The following is a 24,245-nucleotide window of genomic DNA, read 5'->3' on the forward strand; positions in this document are numbered from 1 at the left end:
CTCTTATGGTGCTTCCAATAATGCTGGGACAAATGTCACCTCAAGCTCAGTGCCCGCAGGCTGTTCTTCAAGTGCCAGCGAAGGTCCCAGGTTAATTCCCACGCGACCAGGATCATAACTCCATCCCGCATCCACGTCTTCTTCAATAATCTGGGTACCGTACTTCACTTGAATGGTCTTCACAACCGGGATTTGCTTCATGGGAATAAACATACCCACTCTGCGGACCAAGTCATCGCCAATCGCCGCCAGACGCTGACCATAATCAGGGGCGCAGAGGCTAAAAGAAATGCCCTTGGTCATATGGAGAAATTCCTCAATCTTAAGTGGGGTCTCTCCTGAATCATCCCGGTCACAGTTTTTTTCCGATGAAGGAATGATCACTCCATAGGAAATGACCTTTTCCCGATCCCAGTCCTTGAGATTCATTAGGAAATTATAGGTGTCGGGAGCCTGATAGTCACTTTGATCGACGGCATCGGTTACGAAGACCAGGGCCAAATAGGCTTCAGGACGGTAAAAGCCTTTATTACTGCCACTCAGGTTAGGCTCCGATAGGGCATCAATCGTCGGCTTAAATACGCTTTCTGTTCCCGACCCGCTGGTTCCAACGATCAAATTATTGCGCAGGCGAATCAATCCGTCTGGAGTGTTCTTGTCGACGAAGTTAGGAAAGCCCCGAAGCGTTCCAGAAGTTGAAAATCCAAAATCTGTGGTCGTTACCCCAATGTGATAATCGAGAATCTGAGTTTTTCCCAGTCCCGATGTAAACAGGTCAATGTTGGTAGCGAGGTTTGTTTGATGCCCTCCCATACTTCCCGAGTCATCAACGACAAAGAGAATGTCCACTGTCGGCTTGAATATCAACTTAATGTCACCAACAGAGTCCTTCACCTTTGACGCCGGATCGGGCCTTGGAATCAAGAACTTGCTCGTTGGTGGGCTACAGGCAAAGCCAATAGCCATCAGGCCTAAACAAAGTAGAGCTTGTGAGATCCTTCTCACTTTTCCCCTCCGCGCATTGCTTGGCATCCCTTTTTGATATCAACCCGATAATTTGCCAACTCATCAAACCAGGTCTCGCCTTCAAAGGGAAACTTCAAGCTGTATTTGTCACGACTTCCAGTTGAACCCTTCTTTTCCGTCACTTCCTTTGTGCTGGCGCGCACCACTCGCTCGGCCTGAGCAATCTGTTGAATCAGTTCGGCCTCCACAATATGCATCTTTTGCAGAATATTGTGAATTTCCTGAACCTCTTCATTTGCGAGATCCTTGATCCGCCCATAGATAGCACTCTTGGCCGCCTGGAGACGAGATTCAGCATCAAAGCGAAGCTCTTCAATCCGCGCCTGGAAGCCAACCTGATCGGATCCGCCAGTTAGGGATCGAGCATAAAGTTCCCCAGCTGTTTTGGCCTCTGTTTCAAGCTTAACCTGCCTCTGCACTTGGCCAAGAAGAACTTCATCTCGACTCACATAGCGGGGAATACGACCGGCACTTGAACCCAGACTCAAGAGCTTCACCCGCCCCTTACGAAGAGCCAGTAAAAGCTTATCCACGTCCTCTGACTGACCGGCTTCACTTAAGGAAACCATAATCTTGGCGCGCTCTTTGAATCTCTCGCGGTAGGAGTTGATGGATGATACCACTGCGGGATAGTCGCATACTTTTAGACTGGCCAAGGCTCGAAGAAACACCACTTCAGGACCAACATGAGGAGCAAAATCCTTATGCATGAGAGTTTGAGTGACCGCGAGGGTATTTTGAGGCTCACCCTTACGAATGTAAGACCAGGCCATTTCTTCCTGGGCGGTGAACCAATACTCCGATTTTTTATTGATCTTTTGGTAATAGCCGATGGCTGGAGCCAAATAGCCTTGCTGATAAAGCAGCCGTGCTGCTGTAATATTCTGAACATCATGGGAGATCAGTCCCGTCTCATCCTTCATCAGGTGAGACAAAACCTTGGCCGCTTTTGCCAATTCACCCTGAAGCGACAGTCCCAGGGCCATTTGCCATTCCAGCCAGGCCCGCTCTTTGGTTTTGAGCTTGGTCTTGCGAAGTAGTTCAAAAACTTTGTCAGTATTTGACGGGTCATACATCTGCCGGGCCCTGACCTGAACTTCTGTGGCGACATCAAAAACTGCCGTCCAATCGTCATTCCAGGCTACGTCAATCAAACCCCACGCCTCGTGACCAGCCGGAGTTAGCAGCCGCCACAACTTCACCACATCAGGGTGAATTTTCTTGGGCTCCTTAATCATCATAAGAGCCTGAAGACCATTGAGTTCCAGGCCATTTTTGAATAGCAGGTAGGCGTAAACCGCCTGGCCCGTGGCAGACTTTAAGAAAGGTTTTTTCTCAAATGCTGGCCACCACTGATAGAGGGCTTTTTCAAACTGGTTCTGGTCCATGAAAGACAAAAATATGTTTTGCTCAGGAGTGGTTTTTCCCAACTCTTTGCGCAGTGAAACGGTGAGCTCCTGCCTCTCTTGAAAAAGGGCATCCTCGACGGGCCCCCCTTCCAAAATATTTAGAAGGTCATCCTGGCTTACGGCCTTATCCCTATCCTCCTCTGCCAGCGCTGGACCAGCAAAAAGCAAGGGGGTGGCAATCAACAACACCTTCGCAAATTTTGTCATAGCAGGTATCCCAGAGAAAAGTTGGCGACCGACAGCTTCATGTCCGCAGCTCCAGCAAGGCGCTGAGAAGTGTAATTGAGCACCCTCACTTCCAGGCGGCTTGTCAGATGCTGAGAAAACCAAAATCCAATTCCAGCACCACCAGTTAAGGCACTGGTCTCGCCATTCTTAAGCTCTATGTTTCCATAGCCGGCGAGGAGGTAAAAATCGAAGTGAACAATCCCTTTACCAAAGAAACTGAATTTTCCGTACATGGGGTAATAATTGATGACGCCCATATAGGATTGCTTAGGCCAATCCAACTCAGGGATAAAGCCAAACTGCTTAATAATGTTCTTGCCTTCTGATCCCAACTCGTTGAGGTAGTTCGAGTACTTCAGTCCCACCGACCAGCGGGGGTTGAAATGGTATTGGTAGTTAGCTCCCAGGTATTGGGTATTGAGATACGAATCTCCACCCAGAATGTTTCCGTACTCAGGATAGAATTCATGGCGAGACTGACGATCAACAATTCGGCCCTGAACAATTTCAATTTTGGTTTCAGGGTTTAAGGCCTGGGCCTTTTCCAAGAGAACATCATTTCCACCCAAGGAATCAAAATCTTCCATGATGTCAGCCTGAATCGCAGCTGAACCTGCCAACATCGCCAAGGTCAGAACTAGTTTTAATGCTTTCACGATTCTTTCCTTTCCACTCTATTATGGAACAATTTTGACTTTCTTGAGAAACTCGCTGGTCTCTTTGTCCGTTGGACGGAAGCGGCCACGATTAACCACTCTAAAAGCCACATTGAATTCATCTTTTCCAGGTTCAGCCGTCGGCGGAGTCCACGTCATTCGACAGTGGTATCGCCAGGGCTCTGCCTTTGCACAACTACACTTGGCGACACCAGGCAAGCCCTCGGCACAGGTTTCCAAGACCTGAGGATCCTCAAGGTCTCCGTCGCCTTCGGGAGAAGATCTGAACGATAGGCCTCCCAGAGGAGAGAACACATCCCAGGTAAAAGTGGTTTGCTCGTTGGCTTTAAACTCTACAACCTCGTCGGGCCAGCTCGTCAAAGGCTTCGGCGTCTTTGATACGATAGCTACGGATACCGCCTTGGGCTTTGACGGAACCCCGCCCTCAGCCGATGGTAAGCCAAAACGAGAGGTGGCAATCAAACCAAACTTGAAATTTTCACGGCTTGTCGTCAGCTCCTTGTTCCTCGCATCTACTCTCAGTGTATAAATCCACAGGTTGGGATCATACGTTGGGTCGGCGGGGTCCAATCTCCTTGGATTGGGGTTGTCCCGAGTCGACGGCATGAGCCTAACCAAGTGAGATCCGTCTCGAGCTGTATCTTCCGTTTGCACCACAGTCAGGTGAGGTTCACGAAAACGGTGAAGAGTCCCGTCGGTGGAATCCACATCACGAACCTGGACAGTAAACTGAATTTCTCTGCCTTCCTGCACTTCGTTGGGAAGGTGGACCTTTACGATCTCTGGGCGAATAGCATCACGCTGAATAAAAATGGGCACCTTCCGGACAATAGACATAATGGGCTTCTTGAGCGTGCTCATCTGTACAATCAGCTGGTAGGTCTCCATATAATCATCGCCGATGACCATATCTGTCACAGGAGTCCAGTTGACCTTGCCTGTAGCCTGATCAAATACCGCCCCCTCGGGCAGGTTTTTAATCTCTACCGTATATTCTTCTTTGTCGAAGCCAAGGATGTCGGCCTTGATTGTGAATTGCCCCTCTTGTCCTTCGACAAGGCTCACTACTTCTGGTTCAACTTCCAAGCGCATGGCATCGCGAGGTACTGGGTTGCGATCCTCTTTTGGTTTCTCATTTGGAGGAACACCCTTGCGAACATTGTCCGGCTGATCCTTAAGTGGATCTTGATCCATTCCTCCGTGGCAACCAGCCACAAAAAGAAGAGCCAAACTTCCGACGATGATCTTTTTCATGTGCGATCTCCCTTTTTCTATCAACCGCGACCCAAACGACGTAACAAGAATGGATAAGAAACCTTCACATCCACCCCACCCTCAGGCATGGGGAACTTCCAAGACTTCAAACGAAGCAGTATGCAATCTTCTACGACTTTTGAATTAAGAGTCGTGCTGCCAACTCCCGCAATTTTAACCAGACCATTGCCGCCGATCGTAAAGTCCACGGCTACGCGTCCCGCGAGTTTTGGATCACCCTGAAGACCTTGTTCGTAGCAAAATCGAATTTGTCCCATATTCTTTTGGATGACGGCGGCAATCATATCTCGGTCCAGTCCGCCTTGAATGATCGCTTCCCTACCAAGAGGAATTGGCGCTGAACCGCTGGAACCTATGAGACTGAGCTGTCCATAGCCGTCCTGGCCTCCACCTTTACCTTTAGTTCCATATCCACCAGCACCTTTGATGTTGCCACCAGCACCAACAGGGGCTGCGATAATACCCTTACCGTAAAGAGTCTTCTGCACTCCTCCGCTGCCTCCGGTTCCACCGCCCAATCCTGGACCAGGTGAGGTTTTAACCGCCCCTAAATTCACACCACCATACTGTTTGCTTTTGGAAAGGCGACCCAATACACCCAAGGCCCCCATGCGCTTCACACTTACCGATGGCTTTGCCTGTTTGGTTGGCTCAACCTTGGTTTGATTCTTAGCCATCATGGCAGCTGGAGGAACAGCCTGTCTCTCCACCCTTGGGACGTGCTTAATGATCTTAACCACATGCTGCTTCAACTCTTCTTCAAGAGCTGGTGTGGTCCTAGGTGCATTAAGAGAGCCCGCCATAAAACCGCCAATGATGATAAAGGAGATACCAAAAGACCTCCACCAGGCTCTCTGGTCATCGTCTTCACCCATTTCAACATTCTGAGCGGTGTGATCAACTTGGGTAACCAGCCGAAGAGTCCCAACTCCCTGGATCTCCATAGCCTTGCCGGCGAGTTCACTTCTCATGACCTTCTTGACAATCGTAAAAGGGACCTTTTCCCTGGTCAGGAAATCCACATCCGGGTGTATCTCCACACGCCGGTTGTCTCCCCGGTGGACCACTACGGCTTGGTCATTTTGCCACTGGAAAACCCGAATCGTTTGTCCATCTGCATTTTCCATTACTAACTGGGCATTTGTTTCAGTCATAGCAACTCCCGCCAATCAATGCCGACTTGCACTTCTCTTAATGCGATCCTTAAAATCCTTGCGTATTCCAAGTAAAGCATCCAAAACCTTATCTTCTTCAACTGTGGCCACGGCCTCATCAGAAAAATGATATTTTCCTTGAACCAAAAGGTCTTCAAACGACATATCCGTCGATAACCCCTGCTTTTTTTCTTCCGCCTTATCCGCCCCATAGGCCCCTGGGCTGAGAACAAATAACAACAAGGCCAACATCAATGAGATTTTCATTTTTCCTCCCCTGTCGCCGGAGTTGGGGTCGATGAGGCGCTGTCACCCATCTTGGCGATTCGATTTTCCAAATAGGCAACCATCGCGTCCCGACCCATCTTCTTTTCCAAACTCAGCAGATTCTGCAAAACCCCACGGTCAAATGGTTGAGCCCGAACCTGACTTCGCGCCCCCTCCAGTTCCGCCAATGTGGGAACTAGCTTCTCCTGAACTGGTGTCGCTAGCACCTGCTCAACCTGAGCCTTATGCGACTCAGGGGCAACTTCCGCCACCAACTTCAGCTCGGCCAAGTACTTGTCACGGTCCGGACCGGCGTAGGGAGGGAGCTTATTAGCGAAATTCGCCACCAAGTCTTCGTGCCCCCAAAACTCCTGGAACTTAGCCTGCAGCTCCTGACTACGAATCTGGTGAGGGGCAGCTTGCTGAGATAGCAACTGCAAATATTCATTTTGTTGCTCCGGTGTCAGCCCATCCGGCATGGGAAGAGAGAGGATCTCTTGGTAAAAGCGATTGGACTCAACTCCCAAGACCTGCACAGTCAACATCTGAGCTGTCCAGTCTTCCTGATCAATCGCTTCCTTGAATAGTTTTTCAACCCCAGCCAGCAAAGCCATGCGTTTTTTCAAGCTGGCACTTAGCACCCGATCATTATCAGCCTTCATCGGATGACTTGTGAGGTTGGCTTTCGCCCTTTCAAAGCGAGCCAAGTAATCCTCTCGCCACAGAGCCTTCACCTGAGGCGTCTTGCTGTACTCACTGCCCCTTAATCGCGTCAGTGCCGTCTTGCGATTTCCATCCTTCAAGTAAATCTCGTATTGAAGGTTAGCGTAAAGATCGGGCTTGCCATTAAACAACGAGGCCAACTGGTCCAAAGTTTTTTGCTGATTAGCGGACTCACGGACCAGCTTGGCAGCAACGGCCATCTTCTTCTCGGCATCCGCTGCAGCTTTCAAATACTGCCGGTAATAGGTCTCAGAACCAGTTCCAGCCAAATCCGCATACATCGCCAGTTTAAGAGCCCGTTGATCAGGCTTGATTTCAGGCATCTGCAGTTTCTCTGAAGTGGTCAAAGCCGTTTTAAAATCCAGCTTCAACTCAGCCAACCAGGCCTTCCTTGAAAGCGCAAACTGGCGATCTTCTGCACCCAAGGTTTTCATAGCCAAAAGCTTCTCGATCGAGGTCGAGACTTCATCCAGGTTTTTGAGCTTCTCCGCCAAAATCAGTCGGTTCTTATAATAAGTCATCTTCTCCGCATCGGCTGCACCTTTGAGATCCATACGACTCAGAGTCTCCCAAGCCTTGGCCAGGTCAACCCCTTGGTCCTTTCCTTCAGCCAATTGAGCGGCCTGATTTAGGACTGATCGGCGCGCAATATTCTGATAATCAGAAGATTGGCCCTTAAACACCTGGGCAAACTCCTGAGCCCAGGTTTCTAAATCCCGATCTCTCTTGAGTAAGACGAGGGCATCCAATGCCAGATCCGCCGCTTGCTTCTTGATCTCAGGGGACTGCTTCTCTGGCAATAGAGCCACGGCCTTAAGAGCTTCCGCCGCCTCGGCATATTTGTTGGCCTTATACAGCCGGTGTGCTCGTTGATAATGAACGCTGACGAATTGAGATTTTTCCTGAGTCTTGGCCAAATACTGGTCAAGAGACTTAGTGATCATCCCCTCGTCTTTTGATTTCTCAGCCACTTCTACCTGACTTAACAAGAGACTCTCATGGCTTGGCATGTTCTTGATTTCTTCAGGCTTAGCCGTCAAACGCAACTCAACTGCCTCTCCTAAAAGGCCATAGGCCTTAAACCACTCCTGCCGCTCTTGAGCCAACTGCGCGGCCCATACGGTCATATCCAGCTCGCCCTTAAAGGTGCCCAGGTACTTTTCATATGTCTCAAAGAGCTCCGCACTGGGTTTCTTTTTTTCCTCTCGATTCCAGTCGACGACATAATTCTTAAGCCGACTTTTCCATTCTTTGCACTCGCCTTGCCCACAATCGCCAATCTGAGTCCACAGCCGTAGAGCTTGATCGTACTCTTTTAGCGACTCACGACGGTTCCCCAAATTGAGTTCCAATTGAGCCAAGCGAATATGGCCTTCCAACCTCTTGATCGGGTCACTCTGTTTATCCTGTAGAAACCGCCATACCTTCACAGCTGATGCCGTCTGCCCCAGTCGCTCCAATTCGCTCGCCAAATAAATGACATTCGCCATTTTGGCCACTTCCGGACTTTGGGCAAAGATCATGGCGACATCATCCATGGTCACACCCTTACGGGCGACAAATGTTGCCAAATCACGGGAGACTTCCTCTTGAAACTGTTTGTCTACTGAAACGGAACCACCAGCGCTACCACCCGAGCGAGTTAACAGTTCGGGGGAGTTCAAAATGGTTTTTAATCCCTTGATAGCTGGATCCAGGTTGCCTGAATTAAAATGACTCCACGCCTGGCGATACGAGGCAAATCCACGTCTCTCAAATTCTGGAAATCCAAGTGCCGCCTCGTAATGTTTTAAAGCGGTTGCGAAGTTGCTACGTCTAAACTGAAGCTCCGCCATGGAAAGGTGCACTTCTCCCAAAAGCCCAGGATTCTTTTCAGCAACAATTACATCCGAATAGAGCTTGAGTGCCTTCTCAGACTCGCCATTTAACTCATAAAGATGGCCCATCTGGGACAACACTCTTCCACGCTTGTCCTCAGCCAGTTTTTCCACCACCTCACTATAATATTTGAGGGCATCCTTACGCTCCTGAGCACCCGCCGTGCACTGGACGCAACCATTGTTCATTTCATCCATGGCCAAACGGCGGGCCTTTTCGGCGAGCAAATCTGCGAGTCGCAGAGTCACGCCTACCCGAGCGTCATCACCCGGAGCCAATTGGAGATAAACTTTTTCAAATTTATTGATGAGTAAATCCGATGTTCGACTGTCAACACCCGCTCCAAGGGCCGTTAGCTGTAGGCTGAGAGCCGCAACTATAGCAATCCGTTGCATGAATTCACTCCGTTCTTTAGTTTGCCAGTACTGCGAACTTCACCTCACTGAAGCCGGACTGGGCACTCGCGTGTACAATTTGATTCAATTCCTTGTATAGAACCCGGCGGTCGGCCTGAACCGTCAGAGCAGGTTCAAAAGGTTCACTCCCCGTATGACTCGCCCGAAGCTCCTTGCGAATATCGATCAAGGCCCCCACCAAAGCCGAAGGCTCAATCTCTTTGTCTTCGATATAGAGCTTTCCAGACTCCAGCTTAACAAGAGTCGTCCTCTTTAAGACCTCAGATTGGGACGCCGGCGGCAATTCCATATCCTTGCTCAAATAAAGAACCTCTCCCGAGTTCGCAAAACTCACCAAGAGATAGATCACCAGGATCGAAAACGCATCGACCAGTGAAGTGAGCATGATTCCCACAACTAAATTCTTTTTGGAACCCTGACTCTTTGGAGACAGAGTGGATGCGGCCCCAACTGGACTTCGCATCGCTGTATCTTCCAAAATACTACGGTTGATCATCAATCCTCCTTAAGCCCTCAGAGTGGGGCCACCCCAAGGTCAACCATGCCTACCTTTTTAAAATGATCCATTAAGGTAATTATTTGTTCATACATGGAATCACCTTTGGGCTGGATTAACACCGTCCTCAACTCAGGAACGGCCTTCTTGACCGCCTCTAGGTGGGCGGCAATTCCATCCAAGTCGACTTCATTATTGATTCCCGCAACTTCCTTTACGGCCAACTTTCGCGACACCTTTGGGGCGTCCTGAAGTCGAAAGGTGATACTTCCGTTGGGTCCCATTTTTGCCCAAATCGCTGGCACCTTGGTGGTCTCCTCTTGCGACTGGCCACCTACGGCTTGTTTCACATTCATGGTTCCAATCTGTACCCAAATTGCTGTCAGCAACAGGGCACAGATCAGCACTGAAAGAAGCGAAATAAAGGCAATCAAGTTAATTTCAAAATCGAGTTCTTTTTTCTGCTTCGCCATGACCAATCCCCTCCATGGTAGGCGAATGAACCAATGCGAATTAGGCGTCTATAGTCTGCTCAGCTTCCCCTCGGGCACTTCTGGCAGCACGAACTCCGACGGGTTCGTAAGCATAGCTCAACCAGTTGTAGACCTTAAGAGCAGCCTGATTCAGATCCTCAGTGAGGTTGTTCGCCCGATTCGCCAACACCGCGTACAACAACAATGTGGGAATGGCCATGATCAGTCCGTAAGCAGTTGTCGTCATTGCCTCTGAAATACCCTGAGAGAGCAATGTTGCCTTCTCCATAGGTGAGGCATAACTAACGGCCGCAAAAGACTTGATCATACCGGTAATGGTTCCAAGAAGACCTGTCAGAGTACCAACGTTGGCCAACATAGGCAGAAAGCTGGTGCGCTTTTCCATCCGCGCATTCTCTTCGAGAAGGACTTCGTCCATCTTTCCTTGAATTTCATCCTTGCCACCTAGATTCATAGCAGCCTGGAGACCACTGCGAATAGCGCGAGCCACTGGGTGAGCGTCCTGCTGTTTTTCTGCCTCTTGGTAGGCTTGTTTCAGTTCACCTTTGCGAATAACGTTTTCAAAACTCTGGGAGAAAGCCACCTCAGATTTTTTACGACGAAAAAACAAGAATACAGCCCGTTCGATAATGATGGCCGTGGCAACAATCTGCATCGCCAAGATCACCCACATCCACATACCACCTTGAACAAAGGCAATTGCTATTTTTGAGAAAGCTTCCATGATTACTCCTACCTTTATATTGTTCTTTCCCTAACCTCGACTTTCGTCGTTATTCCCCAGGTAATTGATTATCCGTTTGCCCAAAAAATCCGGTCAAGATCTTGTCAAGAGAACGCCAGGCGTCACTTTCCTCCGATCTCCCCAAACCTACTGAGCCCACTCCAGCGGCACGAAGGTCACCACCAGGGGTGTACCCGCGGGCTGGAGCGCCCATTCAATCTCATCACCTAACAAGATCTCATTGGCCAAATAATCGTAAGTCCAACCACGCTTGATATCGCCTGGCTGAACAATCTGGTCACCATAAGCGACCTCGATGGTTTCCACCTTAGGTACTACCATCATCGGAATGCGATCAACCCACTTACCCGCAGTGGGCACTGCCCTACCGCCAATCTTTTCCAAAGCAGATTTCATATTAGATTCACAGATTGAAAACACCTGTCCCGCGGAAAGGCGAACCAACTCTTCAATCTTGACTGGCTCCACACCTGATTGGTCTCTTGAGCATTTCGTTCTGTCTGAACCACTGGGTACAACAAAGGCATCAACCACCACTCGACTCGGATCACCTTGCTTCAATCCCATCAGGTAGCTATGAATGTCCGCGGCCAAGAGAGTTCCTTGGTCTTCTGCATCTGTCAGAACAACAACATTAAGAAGAGCGTCGTCACGCAAGAAACCAGAGTTCGATCCACTCAGCAAGGGTTCAGAGAGTGCCAGCTGTAAGGGCCGAAAGACTTCCTCCATTCCAGAACCACTAGTTCCAAGAAGCAAATTCCTTCTTAAAGCCCCAATGCCATCGGGCGTGCGCGAAGAAATCACTCGAGGAAGTCCACGAAACTGACCTGGGCTTCCGTTTGTATCGTTTTTTGGATCGGTGGAGATAACGGCCGCATTGTAGTCCACCTTTGAGTGGGTCAACACTTCGATCAAAGCTTCTATACTCTGAGCCAAGTTGTTTTGATGACTGGACATGCTCCCCGAATTGTCGACGACAAATAGATAATCGACCTTTGTAGCGGGGCGCATATTTGCTTCAACAATAATTTTCATGTGTCCGGGAAACGACAAAGTGGTGAACTGGTATTCCGCTTTGGCTGAAGTTACTGTTACAGAAACCATGACCAGAAGGCTGGCCAATACCCCAATGGCACGCATATTTTCCCCCACTTAACGAAATCACAATTAATCCAAACCTAGACTCCGCCGTTCAGATGCTGAAAACAACTTACAAAAAGTGAAATGGCTCCAAAATGGAACCATGAATATAATATAGATGATTCGACGTATAAGGGATGTCTGTCGACCTTGGCTTGCCCTCTATTGCCACCCTACAGCAATAAAAAACCCCTGATATCTCAGGGGCTTCAAATAACCAAATTGAATTGCCTAGTAATTAAGCAGGGCGGTTTGCTTGGCGAGATTTGCTCTGAACTTTACGAGCCTTCTTGCGAGATTTGGCAACTCCACGAACTGCCATTTTTTCCCGCTTCTTAGCACCCGCATCTCCCTTTACTGTTTCCTCACCAGCAACCTCAGGAGCTGTGAAGTCAACAAACTGGATATAAGCCATCTCAGCCTTATCCCCAGGGCGGAAACCAAGCTTGATGATCTTTGTATATCCACCAGGACGAGCCTTAAAACGCACTCCCAAATCATCAACCAACGCCTTCACTGTATCCTTGTTAGGGTAACGGGAAGCAAGAGTTCGTCTTGCATGAAGAGTACCCTTTTTACCCATGGTCACGGCCTTTTCAACGTGCCGACGCAATTCTTTAGCCTTGGGTAAAGTGGTCTTAATACGCCCATGCATCACCAAGCTGTTCACCAGCCCGCGCATAAGGGCAACCCGTGGACCTTGTTTACGACCAAATGTCGCTTTATCAACCTTGTGTCTCATGTCTCACTCCAAGTTCATCGGAGAAAACCCGCCACCCTTATTGAGGATTGCGGGGGCCCGGCATAGGTGCTCCTCCAGGTTTCTGGGGATTGTTGGGGTCCCAGCCGACAGGCGGCCAACCATCAATCTTCATTCCCAGACCTAGTCCCATGCTGGACAAAATCTCTTTAATTTCATTCAACGATTTACGGCCAAAATTCTTCGTCTTCAACATTTCCGCTTCAGTCTTGCAAACCAGCTCGCCAATGTAGCGGATGTTGGCGTTCTTCAGGCAGTTTGCACTGCGAACAGACAACTCTAGGTCATCGACTGAACGGAACAAGTTGTCGTTCAGTTGAGTCGACTGAGCCTCTTCTTCTTCAACCTCAGGTTCGATGTTCTCATCAAAGGTCACAAACACCTGAAGCTGTTCTTTGAGGATCTTAGATCCCAAAGCAACTGCTTCTTCAGGCTTCAAAGAACCATCGGTCCATACTTCCAAAGAAAGCGCATCGTAGTCTGTGCGCTGACCTACACGTGCCGCGGAAACATTGTAGTTCACCCGGCGAATCGGGCTATGAAGAGCATCCACAGCAATGTAGCCCACGGGCAGTTCTTTGCGCTGCTCAGCTGCCTCACTGTAGCCACGCTCAAAGCTCACAATAACCTCAGCATCAAATTTTGCATCCTTGCCCAAAGTGGCAATGTGCTGGTCAGGATTAAGCACCTCAACCTGATCTGTCAGTTGAATGTCAGCGGCTGTAACAGCTCCAGGTCCCTGCTTCGAAATCCGCAGAGTCTTAGGTTCACCGTCAAACTGACGGAAACGAACTTCTTTAAGGTTCAAAATAATGTCAGTCACATCCTCTAGAACATCAGGAATCGTGCTGAATTCGTGAAGCACTCCCTCAAAGCGAACCGCAGATACGGCTGATCCCATCATAGAGCTCAATAGCACACGGCGGAGGGAATTCCCCAATGTTACACCGTAACCACGCTCCAATGGGCGTACCTGAAATTTTCCGTAGGACTCAGTAAGGCTGTCCTTATCTACTTCAAAACCAGTCGGTTTAATTAACTCACGCCAGAACTTGAAGTAGTGAGGTTGCATATTAAGTTCGCCCACGTTCAGACCTTCCTTTCTCTAAACTTCTTCCTCAAAGTTGTGTTTGACCCTATCCCAATTCAAACTAGATACGACGTCTTTTCGGAGGTCGACATCCATTGTGGGGAACTGGAGTAATATCCCGAAGAGATGTTACCCGTAATCCACTTGCCGCGATAGCTCTCACTGCAGGTTCACGACCAGCGCCTGGACCCTTAAGGAACAGGTCTACTGATTTCATGCCCATATCTACAGCTTTTTTGGCAGCATCTTGAGCTGCCATTTGGGCCGCAAAAGGAGTTCCTTTACGGCTTCCTTTAAAACCCAACATCCCAGCAGTTGACCATGCAACCACGTTTCCACTGCCATCGGTCATAGTCACCACTGTGTTCCCGAAGCCAGCCGAAATGTAGCAACGGCCACTGGGTACGTTCTTTTTGACTTTTTTTCGAGTCGTCGTCGTCTGATTTCCCGCCATTGATTACCTCATCACACCGCTTTTTTCTTGTTGGCCACAGTCTTCTTCGGACCCTTACGAGTTCTCGCATTTTGACGAGTGCTTTGACCTCTAACGGGCAAGCCTTTCTTATGGCGAATACCGCGGTAGCAACCCAAATCCATCAAGCGCTTAATAGACATTCCAATTTCACGTCGCAAATCACCTTCCACTTTAAAAGAGGAATCGAGGATCGAACGCAATTGAGCAATATGCTCATCTGTTAGATCATCAGTCCGAAGTTTAATATCAAACCCAGACTCCTTCATGATATCCCGTGCCCGTGCCCGGCCAATACCGTAGATATAAGTCAATGCGACTTCCAACCGTTTTCCTCTGGGCAGGTCAACACCAGCAATCCGCGCCATGGTTTACCCCTGTTTCTGCTTGTGTTTGGGGTTTTCGCAAATCACGCGGATGACCCCTTTACGTTTAATGATCTTGCAGTTCTTGCAGATCTTTTTTACCGAAGCTCTTACTTTCATCACACACCTCTTCCGGCCATCTTTGCCAGTAGACGTAAATATCTAAAATCACTAGTAAACTCAAAAACAGAAGATCTGAAATTGAGCTCCAGACGCAAATCAGAACGCTGAAGCTAGCATTTTGAATGCGTCTAGTCCAGAAAAAATCAATAAAATCAAAGCTCTCAAGCCTTCATGACCGAGTCAATTCGGTCAAAGACCTGGGCCGTTTCTCCGGTCCCTTCAACGGTAACCAGGCGACCCTTTTCCTCATAATAGGCCTTCAAGGGAGCGGTGCTCGCCTCGTAGGCTTCAAGGCGAGTCTTAATGACCTCGGCCTTGTCATCATCTCGTTGGTACAGCTCGCCACCGCACTCATCACAAACGCCCTCAGACTTTGGGGGTTTGGCTGCCATGTGAAAAACAGCTCCACAGGCCTTACAAATGCGGCGACCGGTCAGTCGCTCCATCAATAGTCCCTGAGGAACCTCCAGAAAAACTGCCTTATCAATCGCCATACTGTTATTTTTCAGCATGGACTCAAGAGCTTCCGCCTGAGGAACTGTTCGCGGAAAGCCATCCAAAATAAAACTCTTGCCCTTTAGATTTCCAAATTCCTCTTCCACCATCCCGACAACGATCGTGTCTGGAACCAGCTCACCCTTATCCATGTATTTCTTGGCTTCTAAACCAAGCTGGGTGCTGTTTTTGATGGCGTGGCGAAACAAATCTCCAGTCGAGATGTGGTGCATCCCATGATTCTCAACCAAAAGTGCCGATTGAGTCCCTTTTCCTGCCCCTGGAGCTCCAAACAAGAGGATGTTCAATACTGCACCCTCCGGCTCCTGACCTTCACACCCTTCATGATGCCGTCGTACTTAGCCGTCAACATATGGGATTGAATTTGTTGGCTGGTATCCAATGCAACACCAACAAGAATCAGAAGGCTTGTTCCACCAAAGTAAAAAGGAAGATTAAAATAATCGATCAAAAGAGTCGGCATAATACAAACTATACTCAAATAAACCGACCCACTCACGGTCAGGCGATCCAAAACTTTCTTAATATAGTCTGAGGTGCTCTTACCTGCGCGAATGCCAGGAATAAACCCGCCATACTTCTTCAGATTGTCAGCCACATCGCTGGGATTAAAAACGATTTCGGTATAGAAAAAGCAGAAGAAAATAATCAATCCAACAAATACCACATTATAAATGGCTCCCGTGGGAGTCAGGCTCTGCTGCAAATTCTTCATCCAGGGAGCGTCCACAAATTGGGCCATTGTCGCGGGAAACATCAGCAAACTCGAAGCAAAAATCGGAGGAATCACACCTGAAAAGTTCACTTTTAAAGGCAAGTGGCTCCCCTGTTGCTGCATGGCCTGACGCCCACCACCACGTTGGGAATATTGAATGGGAATTCGTCGCTGTCCCACCTCGATAAAAACGATAGCAGCAATCACCGCGATCATTCCCACCAAAAGAGCCAACACGACCGCGCCAGCCAAATCACCGTTGCTCATCATCTGCCACAAGTTGGCGGCACCCTTGGGTACCCCAGCCGCAATACCAGCAAAAATGATTAAACTGGCTCCATTACCAATGCCTTTTTCGGTGATTTGCTCACCCAGCCACATGATAAAACAGGTGCCCGCCGTGAGGGTAACAACTGTGACAAACTTAAAGGTCAAAAGCGACAAGCCGAAAGTGGGGGTCATCACCAAAGGCTTCCCGTCAGGACTGCTGGAGCCGGCCAACCAGGATGCCATGGCATAGCCCTGGATGAGCGCTAACACGATAGTACCATAACGAGTGTATTGGTTGATTTTTTTGCGACCGTGTTCGCCTTCCTTTTTGAGAGCCTCAAGATAGGGAACCGCTGTCTGCAAAAGCTGAAAAATAATTGAAGACGAAATGTAGGGCATGATCCCAAGAGCAAAAATACTAAATCGCTCCAGTGCACCGCCCGTAAAAGTGTTAAACAGGCCAAAGATTCCACCGCTTTGAGCTTGGAAGAAGGCCAAAACAGCTGACCCATCCACTCCCGGAGTGGGCACGGCCACTCCAAGACGATAAACACCCAACATTGCAAGGGTAAAAAGGATCCGTTTACGGAGTTCGGCTGGAATCGTTAAACCTGGAGCTGTGGACACTAGATGACCTCGATTTTTCCACCTGCTGATTCGATGGCTGATTTTGCTTTTTCACTTACCTTGTGAGCTTTCACAGTCAAAGCCTTCGAAAGCTCACCGCGGGCCAAAATTTTAACCGGACCATTGCCAACCAGGCCAGCCAATTTCAAAGTTTCAGGGGTTACATCCCCTTCAAATCGATTCAGCTGTCCAATGTTGACCACATCGTACTTAACTTTAAAACGAGCATTCGTGAAACCGAACTTGGGAAGACGGCGAGCCATTGGCGTCTGACCACCTTCAAATCCACGACGAATAGGGGCACCTTTACGAGCCTTTTGGCCCTTGTGTCCCTTAGCGGCGGTTCCACCCTTTCCAGATCCACGACCACGACCGACACGCTTCGATCCATGGGTTGCACCACGTTTTGGCTTTAGGTTTCCAAGAGCACTCATTTTAATTCTCCGGCTTCACATCGAGTAGATGCTGAACTTTATAAATCTGACCTCGATTGGCCGGGTTATCGGCGACAACCACTTCCTGGTTGATTTTGCGCAAGCCCAGGCAGCGAACGGTGTCCCGTTGGCTTTTTGAGGTCCCAATCAAACTTCTCTTCAATTTTACACGAAATGCCTTCGCCATGTTCATCACCTCTGGTCAATCTCTTAGGACGAGGGCCGCTGATTAATCAGCTGACACAAACCGTCCAGAGTCGCCCGAACCGCATTGTGCGGATTCCGCGTACCTACACATTTAGTCAAAATATCCTTAATACCAACCGTCTCAAGCACAGCTCGAACCGGACCACCTGCGATAACACCAGTACCGGGAGCTGCTGGAATCATGACGATCTTGGCTGCACCAAAAGTTCCAATCACTTCGTGAGGAATTGTGCGGCCTTCCTTCAAGTTCACTTTTTTCATCGCCTTTTTGGCAATTCGGCTAGCCTTACCAATGGCTTCCGGCACCTCTCCAGCCTTACCTGTTCCGAAACCAACTTCGCCAGTTCCGTTACCAGCTACAACCAATGCGGAGAATGAAAATCGGCGACCACCTTTTACCACTTTGGCTACCCGGTTAATCGCGACCACTCTCTCCTGAAGTTCAACACCTTGGTTTTCCACTCAGTCTCTCCTTAAAAAGTAAGTCCGGCTTCTCGCGCAGCCTCAGCCAGTGCCTTAATGCGCCCGTGGTACAAGTAGCCACTGCGATCAAACACAACGTTTTTAATGTTCTTCGCTAAAGCCAATTTGGCCAACTCTGAGCCAACGGCCTTTGCTGCTTCCTTATTTGTTTTTGCTTCTTTGGTTTGAGTGGGAACCGCTACCTTAAGAGTAGATGCCGACACCAAAACCTTGCCAGAAACATCATCGATAATCTGGGCGTAGATATTCCGAGTACTACGGAAAATCGCCAGACGAGGGCGCTCAGCCGTCCCTGCTACTTTTTTGCGAATACGCGCCTTACTCTTGAGGCGCTTCACAACTTTAGAAGCTGTCTTCTTTTTAAATTTAATACGAATCACAGCATTACCCTCACAATTCCTTACTTACCAGCCGACTTACCAGCTTTACGGCGGATATGCTCATCAGAGTACTTAACACCTTTGCCAAGATAGGGCTCTGGTGGACGGAAACTTCTGATTTTAGCAGCCACCTGGCCCACCTTACTACGGTCGGCACCGGTCACCATAACTGTCGTGTTCTTTTCAACTTTAATCTCAATCCCATCGGGAATCGGAAATTTGATGGGATGACTGTAACCAAGGTTCATCTCCAGAGTCTTTCCAGAAACTGAAGCCCGATATCCTACACCATTCAATATCAGCTCGCGAGACCAGCCCTTAGACACACCTGTCACGGCGTTCTGCACCAGAGCACGGAACAGCCCATGGTAAGCTCTGGTCTGTGGCTCGTCATTTTCACGAGTCAGAATGATCTGATCTCCTTCGATCTTGGCCTTAATCACCGGCTTCATTGGGACCGTCAAGGTCGACTTCCCGCCCTTAACAACGATCTCATTGGCAGGTGTCACCGACACCTGAACGCCGCTGTCAAAAAATACTGGAGCTTTTCCTACACGTGACATAGCTAATTCCTATCACCAAATCTTACACAAAACTTCGCCACCAACTTTAATCTTGGTTGCGTCATCACCGCTCAAAATGCCCTTATTGGTGCTCAATACAACCAAGCCAAATCCGGAGCGAACCTGAGGGATGTCATCAGACTTCACATACATCCGCCTACCTGGACGACTCACCCGAGAGACATTGGTGATCGCATGTTTGCCATTCTCCATATACTTCAGGTAAACGCGCATCACTCCCTGGCGGCCATCCTTCGCAACTTTAAAGCTACGAATATAACCGTTGTCCTGGAGGATCTGAGCAAGACCCACACGCATATTGGAGCTAGGCACATCCACTTTGTCGTGCTTTGCCAAGCCAGCGTTCCGAACTCGAGTCAGAAATTCACCGATCGTATCCATTCAAATCATCTCCTCAACAGTTATCTCTTCCTAAAAGGCATACCCAGAGCTTCCAACAAAGCCCGGCCGTCCGCATCGTTCTCAGCAGTTGTGCATATGGTGATGCTCAAACCGCGGATCTTATCCACCCTGTCGTAGTCAATCTCGGGAAATACAATCTGTTCCTTAAGGCCCATGTTGTAGTTTCCACGTCCATCAAATCCCTTGGGTGACAGACCACGGAAGTCACGCACCTTAGGAATAGACACATGAATCAAACGCTCCAAAAAGGCCCACATGCGATCGCGACGCAAAGTCACCCGCGCACCGAGAGGCATTCCTTCACGCAACTTAAAGTTGGCGATGGATTTCTTGGACTTCGTGATGACTGCCTTTTGACCCGCAATCAAGGTCAACTCGTCAGCCATAGTCTCGAGAATCTTTGGGTTTTTGACAGCTTCACCAGTGGTGACGTTCAAAACAATCTTCTCAAGAGCAGGAACTTGCATCACATTCTTTTTGCCCAGCTGCTTTGTCAGCGCGGACACTATTTCAGTACTGTACTGTTCACTCATCGGTTTCACAGCCACACTCCTCTTTCAGATCAAAGCACTTCAGGAGCAAGAGAAACAATCTTCAAAAACTGCTTCGCACGAAGTTCCCTTGCAACTGGGCCAAAAATACGAGTTCCAATCGGCTCCTTCTGAGCGTTAACCAGAACTGCTGAGTTTTCATCAAAACGAATGTGGCTGCCATCAGGGCGATTAATCTTGTGAATCGTCCGGACAATCACAGCTTTGGCCACATCGCCTTTTTTCACCTTAGAATTGGGCATGGCTTCTTTGATCGACACCACTACGATGTCTCCAACTGAAGCGTAGCGACGCTTTGAACCGCCTAAGACCTTAATACACTGAACTTCTTTGGCGCCGGAGTTATCCGCCACCTTCATTCTAGTCTGCATTTGAATCATGACGGCACCGCCTCTGTGGCCTCAGCCTTTTCCAAAATCTGCTGAAGCTTCCAACGCTTGGTCTTGCTCAAAGCTCTGGATTCAAGGATCTTTACCTTGTCACCCACTTTGGCCTCATTCTTTTCATCATGTGCCTTAAACACGGTCGTCCGACGAACAAATTTTCCGTACTTCTCGTGACGAACCATGCGGTCAGCTTCAACTGTGATGGTCTTATCCATCTTGTCACTCACCACGCGGCCAACGACTTCATTTTTTCGTCCGCGCTCTTTTTTTACCTTTGTCATTTCAGCCATCTCAATTTACCTCACTGAGCCAATTTCATGCTAAGGGCTGTCTGGACACGAGCGATGTCTCGGCGCAAATCGCGGATCGAAACAGGGCTCGCTACCTGACCCAAAGAATGCTTCATATTGAGCTCAAAAAGTTCTTCACGCATTTGGCCCAAACGCTTACGTAACTCTTCAACTGTCAAATCACGAATATCTGCGAATTTCACCGCGCTACTCCCGAGCTAAGAATCGTGTCTTAAAAGGTAACTTATGAGCGGCAAGGCGAAAGGCCTCTTCGGCCTGCTCACGAGTAACACCATTGATCTCAAACAAAACCCGACCAGGCTTAATCATAGCTACCCAATACTCAGGGCTTCCTTTACCAGATCCCATCCGTGTTTCGGCTGGTTTCTTGGTGATTGGACGGTCAGGGAAAACTCTCAACCACAAATTCCCGCCCCGTTTTACAGAGCGGCTAATAGCAATACGGCCAGCCTCAAGTTGGCGAGCAGTCAGACGACCAGCTTGAGTCGCCATCAATCCGTAGTCTCCAAAAGAGATTGAACTTCCACGAGTTGCAAATCCCTTATAGCGGCCACGAAACTGCTTCCGCCATTTGACTCTTTTAGGACTTAACACGGTTCGCCTCCTCAATCTCACGGGCAGACAGTACATCTCCCCGATAAATCCATACCTTAACGCCAATAATACCGTAAGCGGTCAGGGCTTCTGCAGTTCCATAGTCGATGTCTGCCCGCAGAGTGTGCAGAGGAACACTCTTTTCGTTGTACCATTCAGTCCGAGCGATCTCCGCTCCATCCAAACGGCCCGCAACCATGATCTTAATTCCACGAACACCACTGCGAACTGAAGCTGCCAGAGCCTTTTTAAGCGCCCGGCGCCAGGAAATCCGCTTCTCCAATTGGAGGGCAATGTTCTCAGCAACCAACTGAGCATCCAAATCAGGCTTACGAACCTCCTGGATGTTCAGGAAAACTTCATTCGGAGTGAGGCGCTGAATATCCGCCTTGAGAGCATCGATTCCAGTACCTTTTTTACCAATCACCACACCAGGACGAGCTGTTGAAATGATGATTTTAATCTTATTTGCAGCACGCTCCATTTCGATTTTTGAAACGCCGGCATGCTTCAGTTTGGTCTTAATATACTTACGCAGCTTGAAATCTTCGTGAAGATTGGCCACGTACTGGGGTCCCTTCGCAAACCACCGGGAGTCCCAGGTTCTGATTACGCCAACTCTCAAACCAATTGGATTAACCTTCTGTCCCACGAATCCGCCTTCCTGATTACTTCTCGTCTAGTACCAAGTTAATATGACTCAGCTTCTTCTTAACAGGAAATGCACGTCCCTGAGCCCGAGGACGGTATCTCTTCATGGTTGGACCTTCATCCACATAAACTGTCTTCACATAGAGGTTATCAACATCGATGACCTGCTTTTGCTCAGCATTGGCCACAGCTGATTCAACCAGCTTCTTCAGAAGACCTGCCGTCTTCTGCTTCATGAAAGCCAGGGTTCGAATGGCATCATTCACATCCATGCCACGAATCTCGTCCGCAACCAGGCGTGCCTTTTGTGCTCCAACTCTTGCGTACCGCAAACTAGCTTTGACTTCCATTTTGATCCTCTACTTACTTCTTGGCGCCAGCAGCTTTTTTATCTGCATGACCCGTAAAATTTCTCGTAAGAGCAAATTCACCAAGCTTGTGACCAATCATGTTTTCAGTCACGTACACGGGGATAAATTTCTTGCCATTGTGAACCGCAAAGGTCAGTCCAACGGCTTCAGGGAGAATAGTGGAGCGACGAGACCAAGTCTTGATCACTTTCTTATCTCCACTGCTCAAGGCCTTACTGATCTTTTCCATCAGGTGATACTCAACGTATGGACCTTTTTTTACCGATCTAGCCACAATTTGCTCCTCAATTACTTCTTATTACGACGCTTAATAATCATCGAATCAGTTCGCTTGTTCTTGCGGGTTTTGGCGCCCTTACAAGGCTTACCCCAAGGAGTGACTGGATGATGACCTTTACCAACACCTTCACCACCACCCAATGGATGGTCGATCGGGTTCATTGCCATACCGCGAACCGCAGGGCGCTTACCCTTCCAACGATTACGACCAGCTTTACCAATTTTTACGTTCTCATTATCTGTATTGCCGACCTGTCCAATAGTGGCGCGACATTCGGACATGACCTGGCGAACCTCACCTGAGGGAAGCTTAACCTGGCAGTATTGACCAAGCTTAGCCACCAATGTCGCCGCAACACCAGCGCCACGAACCATTTGACCACCTTTTCCGGGTCTCATTTCAATATTGTGAATAGTCGTGCCGGTCGGGATAGCTTTCAAAGGCAGAGAATTACCTGGCTTGATGTCAGCATCAGCCGAGGAAATCACCTGATCACCCACTTTGAGGCCAACTGGAGCCAAAATATAGGCCTTTGCGCCGTCGTCATAAACAATCAGAGCAATTCGGCAAGTACGATTTGGATCGTACTCAATTGCAGCCACAGTCGCAGGAATGTTTTCCTTTGCTCTCTTAAAATCAATCACTCGATAACGACGCTTATGACCTCCGCCCTTATGGCGCATTGTGATCATACCGTGGTTATTGCGAGCCGCCTTCTTCTTTAATGGCTCAAGTAGGGACTTCTCAGGAGTCGTCTTAGTGATCTCAGAAAAGTCGTATCCAGAGCTGTTACGACGGCCGGGACTACGGGGTTTAAAAACCTTGATTCCCATCCTTATGCTCCCTCAAACAATGTGATTTTCTCGCCCGGAGCCAGTTTGACCATAGCCTTTTTCCAGTACTGCACCCGGCCTTGCCCCAAACGGTTCCGACGAGCTCTGCCACGACATACAGCTGTGCGGACAGAATCCACCTTCACGCGGAAGAACTTTTCAACCGCATCTTTGATCTGGTTCTTATTTGCCTCCCGATCTACTTCAAAAACATAGATCCCCGCTTCGTTCAGCGCGCTATTTTTCTCAGTAATCAGGGGCCTTTTAATCACGTAATACATGTCAGTTCCCCACTCCACATCGGGCAGCGATCTTATCAACCGAGTCCTTTGTGATGATGGCATAGTCATACTTTAACAAATCAAATACGTTCATTCCCTCGGTGCCGTAGTAACGTACTTTGGGCAGGTTGCGGGCAGCACGAGAGAATAGGTCGTTCTTCTCGCCAGTGATCAATACGGCCTTCTCAACGCCAAAACTCTTCAGACGCTTGGCCAACTCGTTGGTCTTGCCGGCTTCAGAACCCATATCCTCAATAATGGCCAACTTGCCTTCTTTCAAAAGAAGAGACAGAGCTGAGCGCAAGCCCATTTGCTTCACCTTTTTAGGTAAAGTGTAGGAGTAATTGCGGGGGTTCGGCCCAAAGGTGATTCCGCCACCTTCCATCAAAGGTGAGCGGCTAGAACCTTGCCGAGCATTACCTGTACCCTTTTGTTTAAATGGCTTTTTGCCACCACCACTCACTTCAGCTCGGGTCTTGGCTTTGTGAGTTCCGGAGCGACGACTCGCCAACTGCCACTTAACAACTTCATGAAGGATATCTTTGCGCACGGGGGCTTCGAAAACCACCGGGCTCAAATCAACTTCACCTACTTTTTTCTTGCTCCAATTAAGGACATCTACAGTTGCCAT

35 protein-coding genes are annotated in these 24,245 nt (G+C 48.9%); all 35 read right to left on the reverse strand.

The annotated features are described in order from the left end of the window. Window positions 1–3: 3 nt before the first annotated feature. Window positions 4–1,005 (reverse strand): VWA domain-containing protein, encoded by a 1,002-nt coding sequence (locus tag H6624_09830; protein MCB9084636.1) that lies wholly within the window; start codon window positions 1,003–1,005, stop codon window positions 4–6. Beyond that, on the reverse strand, window positions 1,002–2,642 hold the full coding sequence (locus H6624_09835) for a hypothetical protein (GenBank protein ID MCB9084637.1): 1,641 nt from the start codon (window positions 2,640–2,642) through the stop codon (window positions 1,002–1,004). The genes H6624_09830 and H6624_09835 overlap by 4 nt, the downstream gene beginning before the upstream one ends. Next, window positions 2,639–3,319 (reverse strand): outer membrane beta-barrel domain-containing protein, encoded by a 681-nt coding sequence (locus H6624_09840; protein ID MCB9084638.1) that lies wholly within the window; start codon window positions 3,317–3,319, stop codon window positions 2,639–2,641. The genes H6624_09835 and H6624_09840 overlap by 4 nt, the downstream gene beginning before the upstream one ends. A gap of 21 nt (window positions 3,320–3,340) precedes the next feature. After that, window positions 3,341–4,594, reverse strand: a complete 1,254-nt coding sequence (locus tag H6624_09845; GenBank protein MCB9084639.1) for a hypothetical protein — start codon at window positions 4,592–4,594, stop codon at window positions 3,341–3,343. Between the two features lie 20 nt (window positions 4,595–4,614). Beyond that, window positions 4,615–5,769, reverse strand: coding sequence for an AgmX/PglI C-terminal domain-containing protein (locus tag H6624_09850; GenBank protein MCB9084640.1), 1,155 nt, complete (start codon window positions 5,767–5,769; stop codon window positions 4,615–4,617). A gap of 15 nt (window positions 5,770–5,784) precedes the next feature. Beyond that, window positions 5,785–6,036: a hypothetical protein gene (locus H6624_09855; protein ID MCB9084641.1), complete on the reverse strand. Its 252-nt coding sequence runs from the start codon at window positions 6,034–6,036 to the stop codon at window positions 5,785–5,787. Beyond that, the gene (locus H6624_09860) at window positions 6,033–9,032 is read right to left on the reverse strand and encodes a hypothetical protein (GenBank protein MCB9084642.1); all 3,000 of its coding nucleotides are present in this window, start codon (window positions 9,030–9,032) and stop codon (window positions 6,033–6,035) included. The genes H6624_09855 and H6624_09860 overlap by 4 nt, the downstream gene beginning before the upstream one ends. 16 nt (window positions 9,033–9,048) lie before the next feature. Next, window positions 9,049–9,549, reverse strand: coding sequence for a biopolymer transporter ExbD (locus tag H6624_09865; GenBank protein MCB9084643.1), 501 nt, complete (start codon window positions 9,547–9,549; stop codon window positions 9,049–9,051). 17 nt (window positions 9,550–9,566) lie between these two features. Continuing rightward, window positions 9,567–10,022: a biopolymer transporter ExbD gene (locus tag H6624_09870; protein ID MCB9084644.1), complete on the reverse strand. Its 456-nt coding sequence runs from the start codon at window positions 10,020–10,022 to the stop codon at window positions 9,567–9,569. Window positions 10,023–10,062: 40 nt separating this feature from the next. Then, complete coding sequence (locus H6624_09875) at window positions 10,063–10,767, reverse strand: MotA/TolQ/ExbB proton channel family protein (GenBank protein MCB9084645.1); 705 nt, start codon at window positions 10,765–10,767, stop codon at window positions 10,063–10,065. Between the two features lie 147 nt (window positions 10,768–10,914). Further along, window positions 10,915–11,928: a VWA domain-containing protein gene (locus tag H6624_09880; GenBank protein MCB9084646.1), complete on the reverse strand. Its 1,014-nt coding sequence runs from the start codon at window positions 11,926–11,928 to the stop codon at window positions 10,915–10,917. A 238-nt stretch (window positions 11,929–12,166) separates the two neighbouring features. Continuing rightward, entirely contained in the window at window positions 12,167–12,670 is a 504-nt protein-coding gene (rplQ, locus tag H6624_09885) for a 50S ribosomal protein L17 (protein ID MCB9084647.1), read from the reverse strand. A gap of 37 nt (window positions 12,671–12,707) precedes the next feature. Then, window positions 12,708–13,760 carry a DNA-directed RNA polymerase subunit alpha gene (locus tag H6624_09890; GenBank protein ID MCB9084648.1) on the reverse strand — a complete coding sequence of 351 codons (1,053 nt, stop codon included), beginning with the start codon at window positions 13,758–13,760 and terminating at the stop codon, window positions 12,708–12,710. A gap of 79 nt (window positions 13,761–13,839) precedes the next feature. Further along, on the reverse strand, window positions 13,840–14,232 hold the full coding sequence (gene rpsK, locus H6624_09895) for a 30S ribosomal protein S11 (protein MCB9084649.1): 393 nt from the start codon (window positions 14,230–14,232) through the stop codon (window positions 13,840–13,842). Window positions 14,233–14,243: 11 nt separating this feature from the next. After that, entirely contained in the window at window positions 14,244–14,618 is a 375-nt protein-coding gene (gene rpsM, locus H6624_09900; protein ID MCB9084650.1) for a 30S ribosomal protein S13, read from the reverse strand. Between the two features lie 3 nt (window positions 14,619–14,621). Further along, window positions 14,622–14,735, reverse strand: coding sequence for a 50S ribosomal protein L36 (gene rpmJ / locus H6624_09905; GenBank protein ID MCB9084651.1), 114 nt, complete (start codon window positions 14,733–14,735; stop codon window positions 14,622–14,624). Window positions 14,736–14,899: 164 nt separating this feature from the next. Beyond that, entirely contained in the window at window positions 14,900–15,541 is a 642-nt protein-coding gene (locus H6624_09910) for an adenylate kinase (protein MCB9084652.1), read from the reverse strand. Next, on the reverse strand, window positions 15,538–16,800 hold the full coding sequence (secY, locus tag H6624_09915) for a preprotein translocase subunit SecY (GenBank protein ID MCB9084653.1): 1,263 nt from the start codon (window positions 16,798–16,800) through the stop codon (window positions 15,538–15,540). The genes H6624_09910 and secY overlap by 4 nt, the downstream gene beginning before the upstream one ends. Window positions 16,801–16,865: 65 nt before the next feature. Further along, window positions 16,866–17,300: a 50S ribosomal protein L15 gene (gene rplO / locus H6624_09920; GenBank protein ID MCB9084654.1), complete on the reverse strand. Its 435-nt coding sequence runs from the start codon at window positions 17,298–17,300 to the stop codon at window positions 16,866–16,868. Between the two features lies 1 nt (window position 17,301). Further along, window positions 17,302–17,487, reverse strand: coding sequence for a 50S ribosomal protein L30 (rpmD, locus tag H6624_09925; GenBank protein MCB9084655.1), 186 nt, complete (start codon window positions 17,485–17,487; stop codon window positions 17,302–17,304). A 23-nt stretch (window positions 17,488–17,510) separates the two neighbouring features. After that, window positions 17,511–17,969 (reverse strand): 30S ribosomal protein S5, encoded by a 459-nt coding sequence (gene rpsE, locus H6624_09930; protein ID MCB9084656.1) that lies wholly within the window; start codon window positions 17,967–17,969, stop codon window positions 17,511–17,513. Between the two features lie 11 nt (window positions 17,970–17,980). Continuing rightward, window positions 17,981–18,367 carry a 50S ribosomal protein L18 gene (locus H6624_09935; GenBank protein MCB9084657.1) on the reverse strand — a complete coding sequence of 129 codons (387 nt, stop codon included), beginning with the start codon at window positions 18,365–18,367 and terminating at the stop codon, window positions 17,981–17,983. Between the two features lie 23 nt (window positions 18,368–18,390). Continuing rightward, on the reverse strand, window positions 18,391–18,933 hold the full coding sequence (gene rplF, locus H6624_09940) for a 50S ribosomal protein L6 (GenBank protein ID MCB9084658.1): 543 nt from the start codon (window positions 18,931–18,933) through the stop codon (window positions 18,391–18,393). A 12-nt stretch (window positions 18,934–18,945) separates the two neighbouring features. Next, the gene (rpsH, locus tag H6624_09945; protein MCB9084659.1) at window positions 18,946–19,335 is read right to left on the reverse strand and encodes a 30S ribosomal protein S8; all 390 of its coding nucleotides are present in this window, start codon (window positions 19,333–19,335) and stop codon (window positions 18,946–18,948) included. Window positions 19,336–19,355: 20 nt separating this feature from the next. Beyond that, window positions 19,356–19,889, reverse strand: a complete 534-nt coding sequence (gene rplE, locus H6624_09950; GenBank protein MCB9084660.1) for a 50S ribosomal protein L5 — start codon at window positions 19,887–19,889, stop codon at window positions 19,356–19,358. A gap of 29 nt (window positions 19,890–19,918) precedes the next feature. Next, window positions 19,919–20,287, reverse strand: a complete 369-nt coding sequence (gene rplN, locus H6624_09955) for a 50S ribosomal protein L14 (GenBank protein ID MCB9084661.1) — start codon at window positions 20,285–20,287, stop codon at window positions 19,919–19,921. Then, entirely contained in the window at window positions 20,284–20,574 is a 291-nt protein-coding gene (gene rpsQ, locus H6624_09960) for a 30S ribosomal protein S17 (protein MCB9084662.1), read from the reverse strand. Before rpsQ ends, rplN begins: the two co-directional genes overlap by 4 nt. 20 nt (window positions 20,575–20,594) lie before the next feature. Then, window positions 20,595–20,786: a 50S ribosomal protein L29 gene (gene rpmC / locus H6624_09965; GenBank protein MCB9084663.1), complete on the reverse strand. Its 192-nt coding sequence runs from the start codon at window positions 20,784–20,786 to the stop codon at window positions 20,595–20,597. 4 nt (window positions 20,787–20,790) lie between these two features. After that, window positions 20,791–21,198, reverse strand: a complete 408-nt coding sequence (rplP, locus tag H6624_09970; protein ID MCB9084664.1) for a 50S ribosomal protein L16 — start codon at window positions 21,196–21,198, stop codon at window positions 20,791–20,793. Beyond that, a complete protein-coding gene (rpsC, locus tag H6624_09975; GenBank protein MCB9084665.1) occupies window positions 21,185–21,850 on the reverse strand; it encodes a 30S ribosomal protein S3 in 666 nt (221 codons plus the stop codon). Before rpsC ends, rplP begins: the two co-directional genes overlap by 14 nt. Window positions 21,851–21,866: 16 nt before the next feature. Then, window positions 21,867–22,199 carry a 50S ribosomal protein L22 gene (gene rplV, locus H6624_09980; GenBank protein MCB9084666.1) on the reverse strand — a complete coding sequence of 111 codons (333 nt, stop codon included), beginning with the start codon at window positions 22,197–22,199 and terminating at the stop codon, window positions 21,867–21,869. Between the two features lie 13 nt (window positions 22,200–22,212). After that, window positions 22,213–22,494: a 30S ribosomal protein S19 gene (gene rpsS, locus H6624_09985; protein MCB9084667.1), complete on the reverse strand. Its 282-nt coding sequence runs from the start codon at window positions 22,492–22,494 to the stop codon at window positions 22,213–22,215. Window positions 22,495–22,508: 14 nt separating this feature from the next. Then, complete coding sequence (gene rplB, locus H6624_09990; GenBank protein MCB9084668.1) at window positions 22,509–23,333, reverse strand: 50S ribosomal protein L2; 825 nt, start codon at window positions 23,331–23,333, stop codon at window positions 22,509–22,511. Window positions 23,334–23,335: 2 nt separating this feature from the next. Further along, a complete protein-coding gene (rplW, locus tag H6624_09995; GenBank protein ID MCB9084669.1) occupies window positions 23,336–23,614 on the reverse strand; it encodes a 50S ribosomal protein L23 in 279 nt (92 codons plus the stop codon). Window position 23,615: 1 nt separating this feature from the next. Beyond that, a complete protein-coding gene (gene rplD, locus H6624_10000) occupies window positions 23,616–24,245 on the reverse strand; it encodes a 50S ribosomal protein L4 (protein ID MCB9084670.1) in 630 nt (209 codons plus the stop codon).

The sequence above is a fragment of the Pseudobdellovibrionaceae bacterium genome (assembly GCA_020635075.1).
In the GTDB taxonomy this organism is placed as follows: domain Bacteria; phylum Bdellovibrionota; class Bdellovibrionia; order Bdellovibrionales; family UBA1609; genus JADZEO01.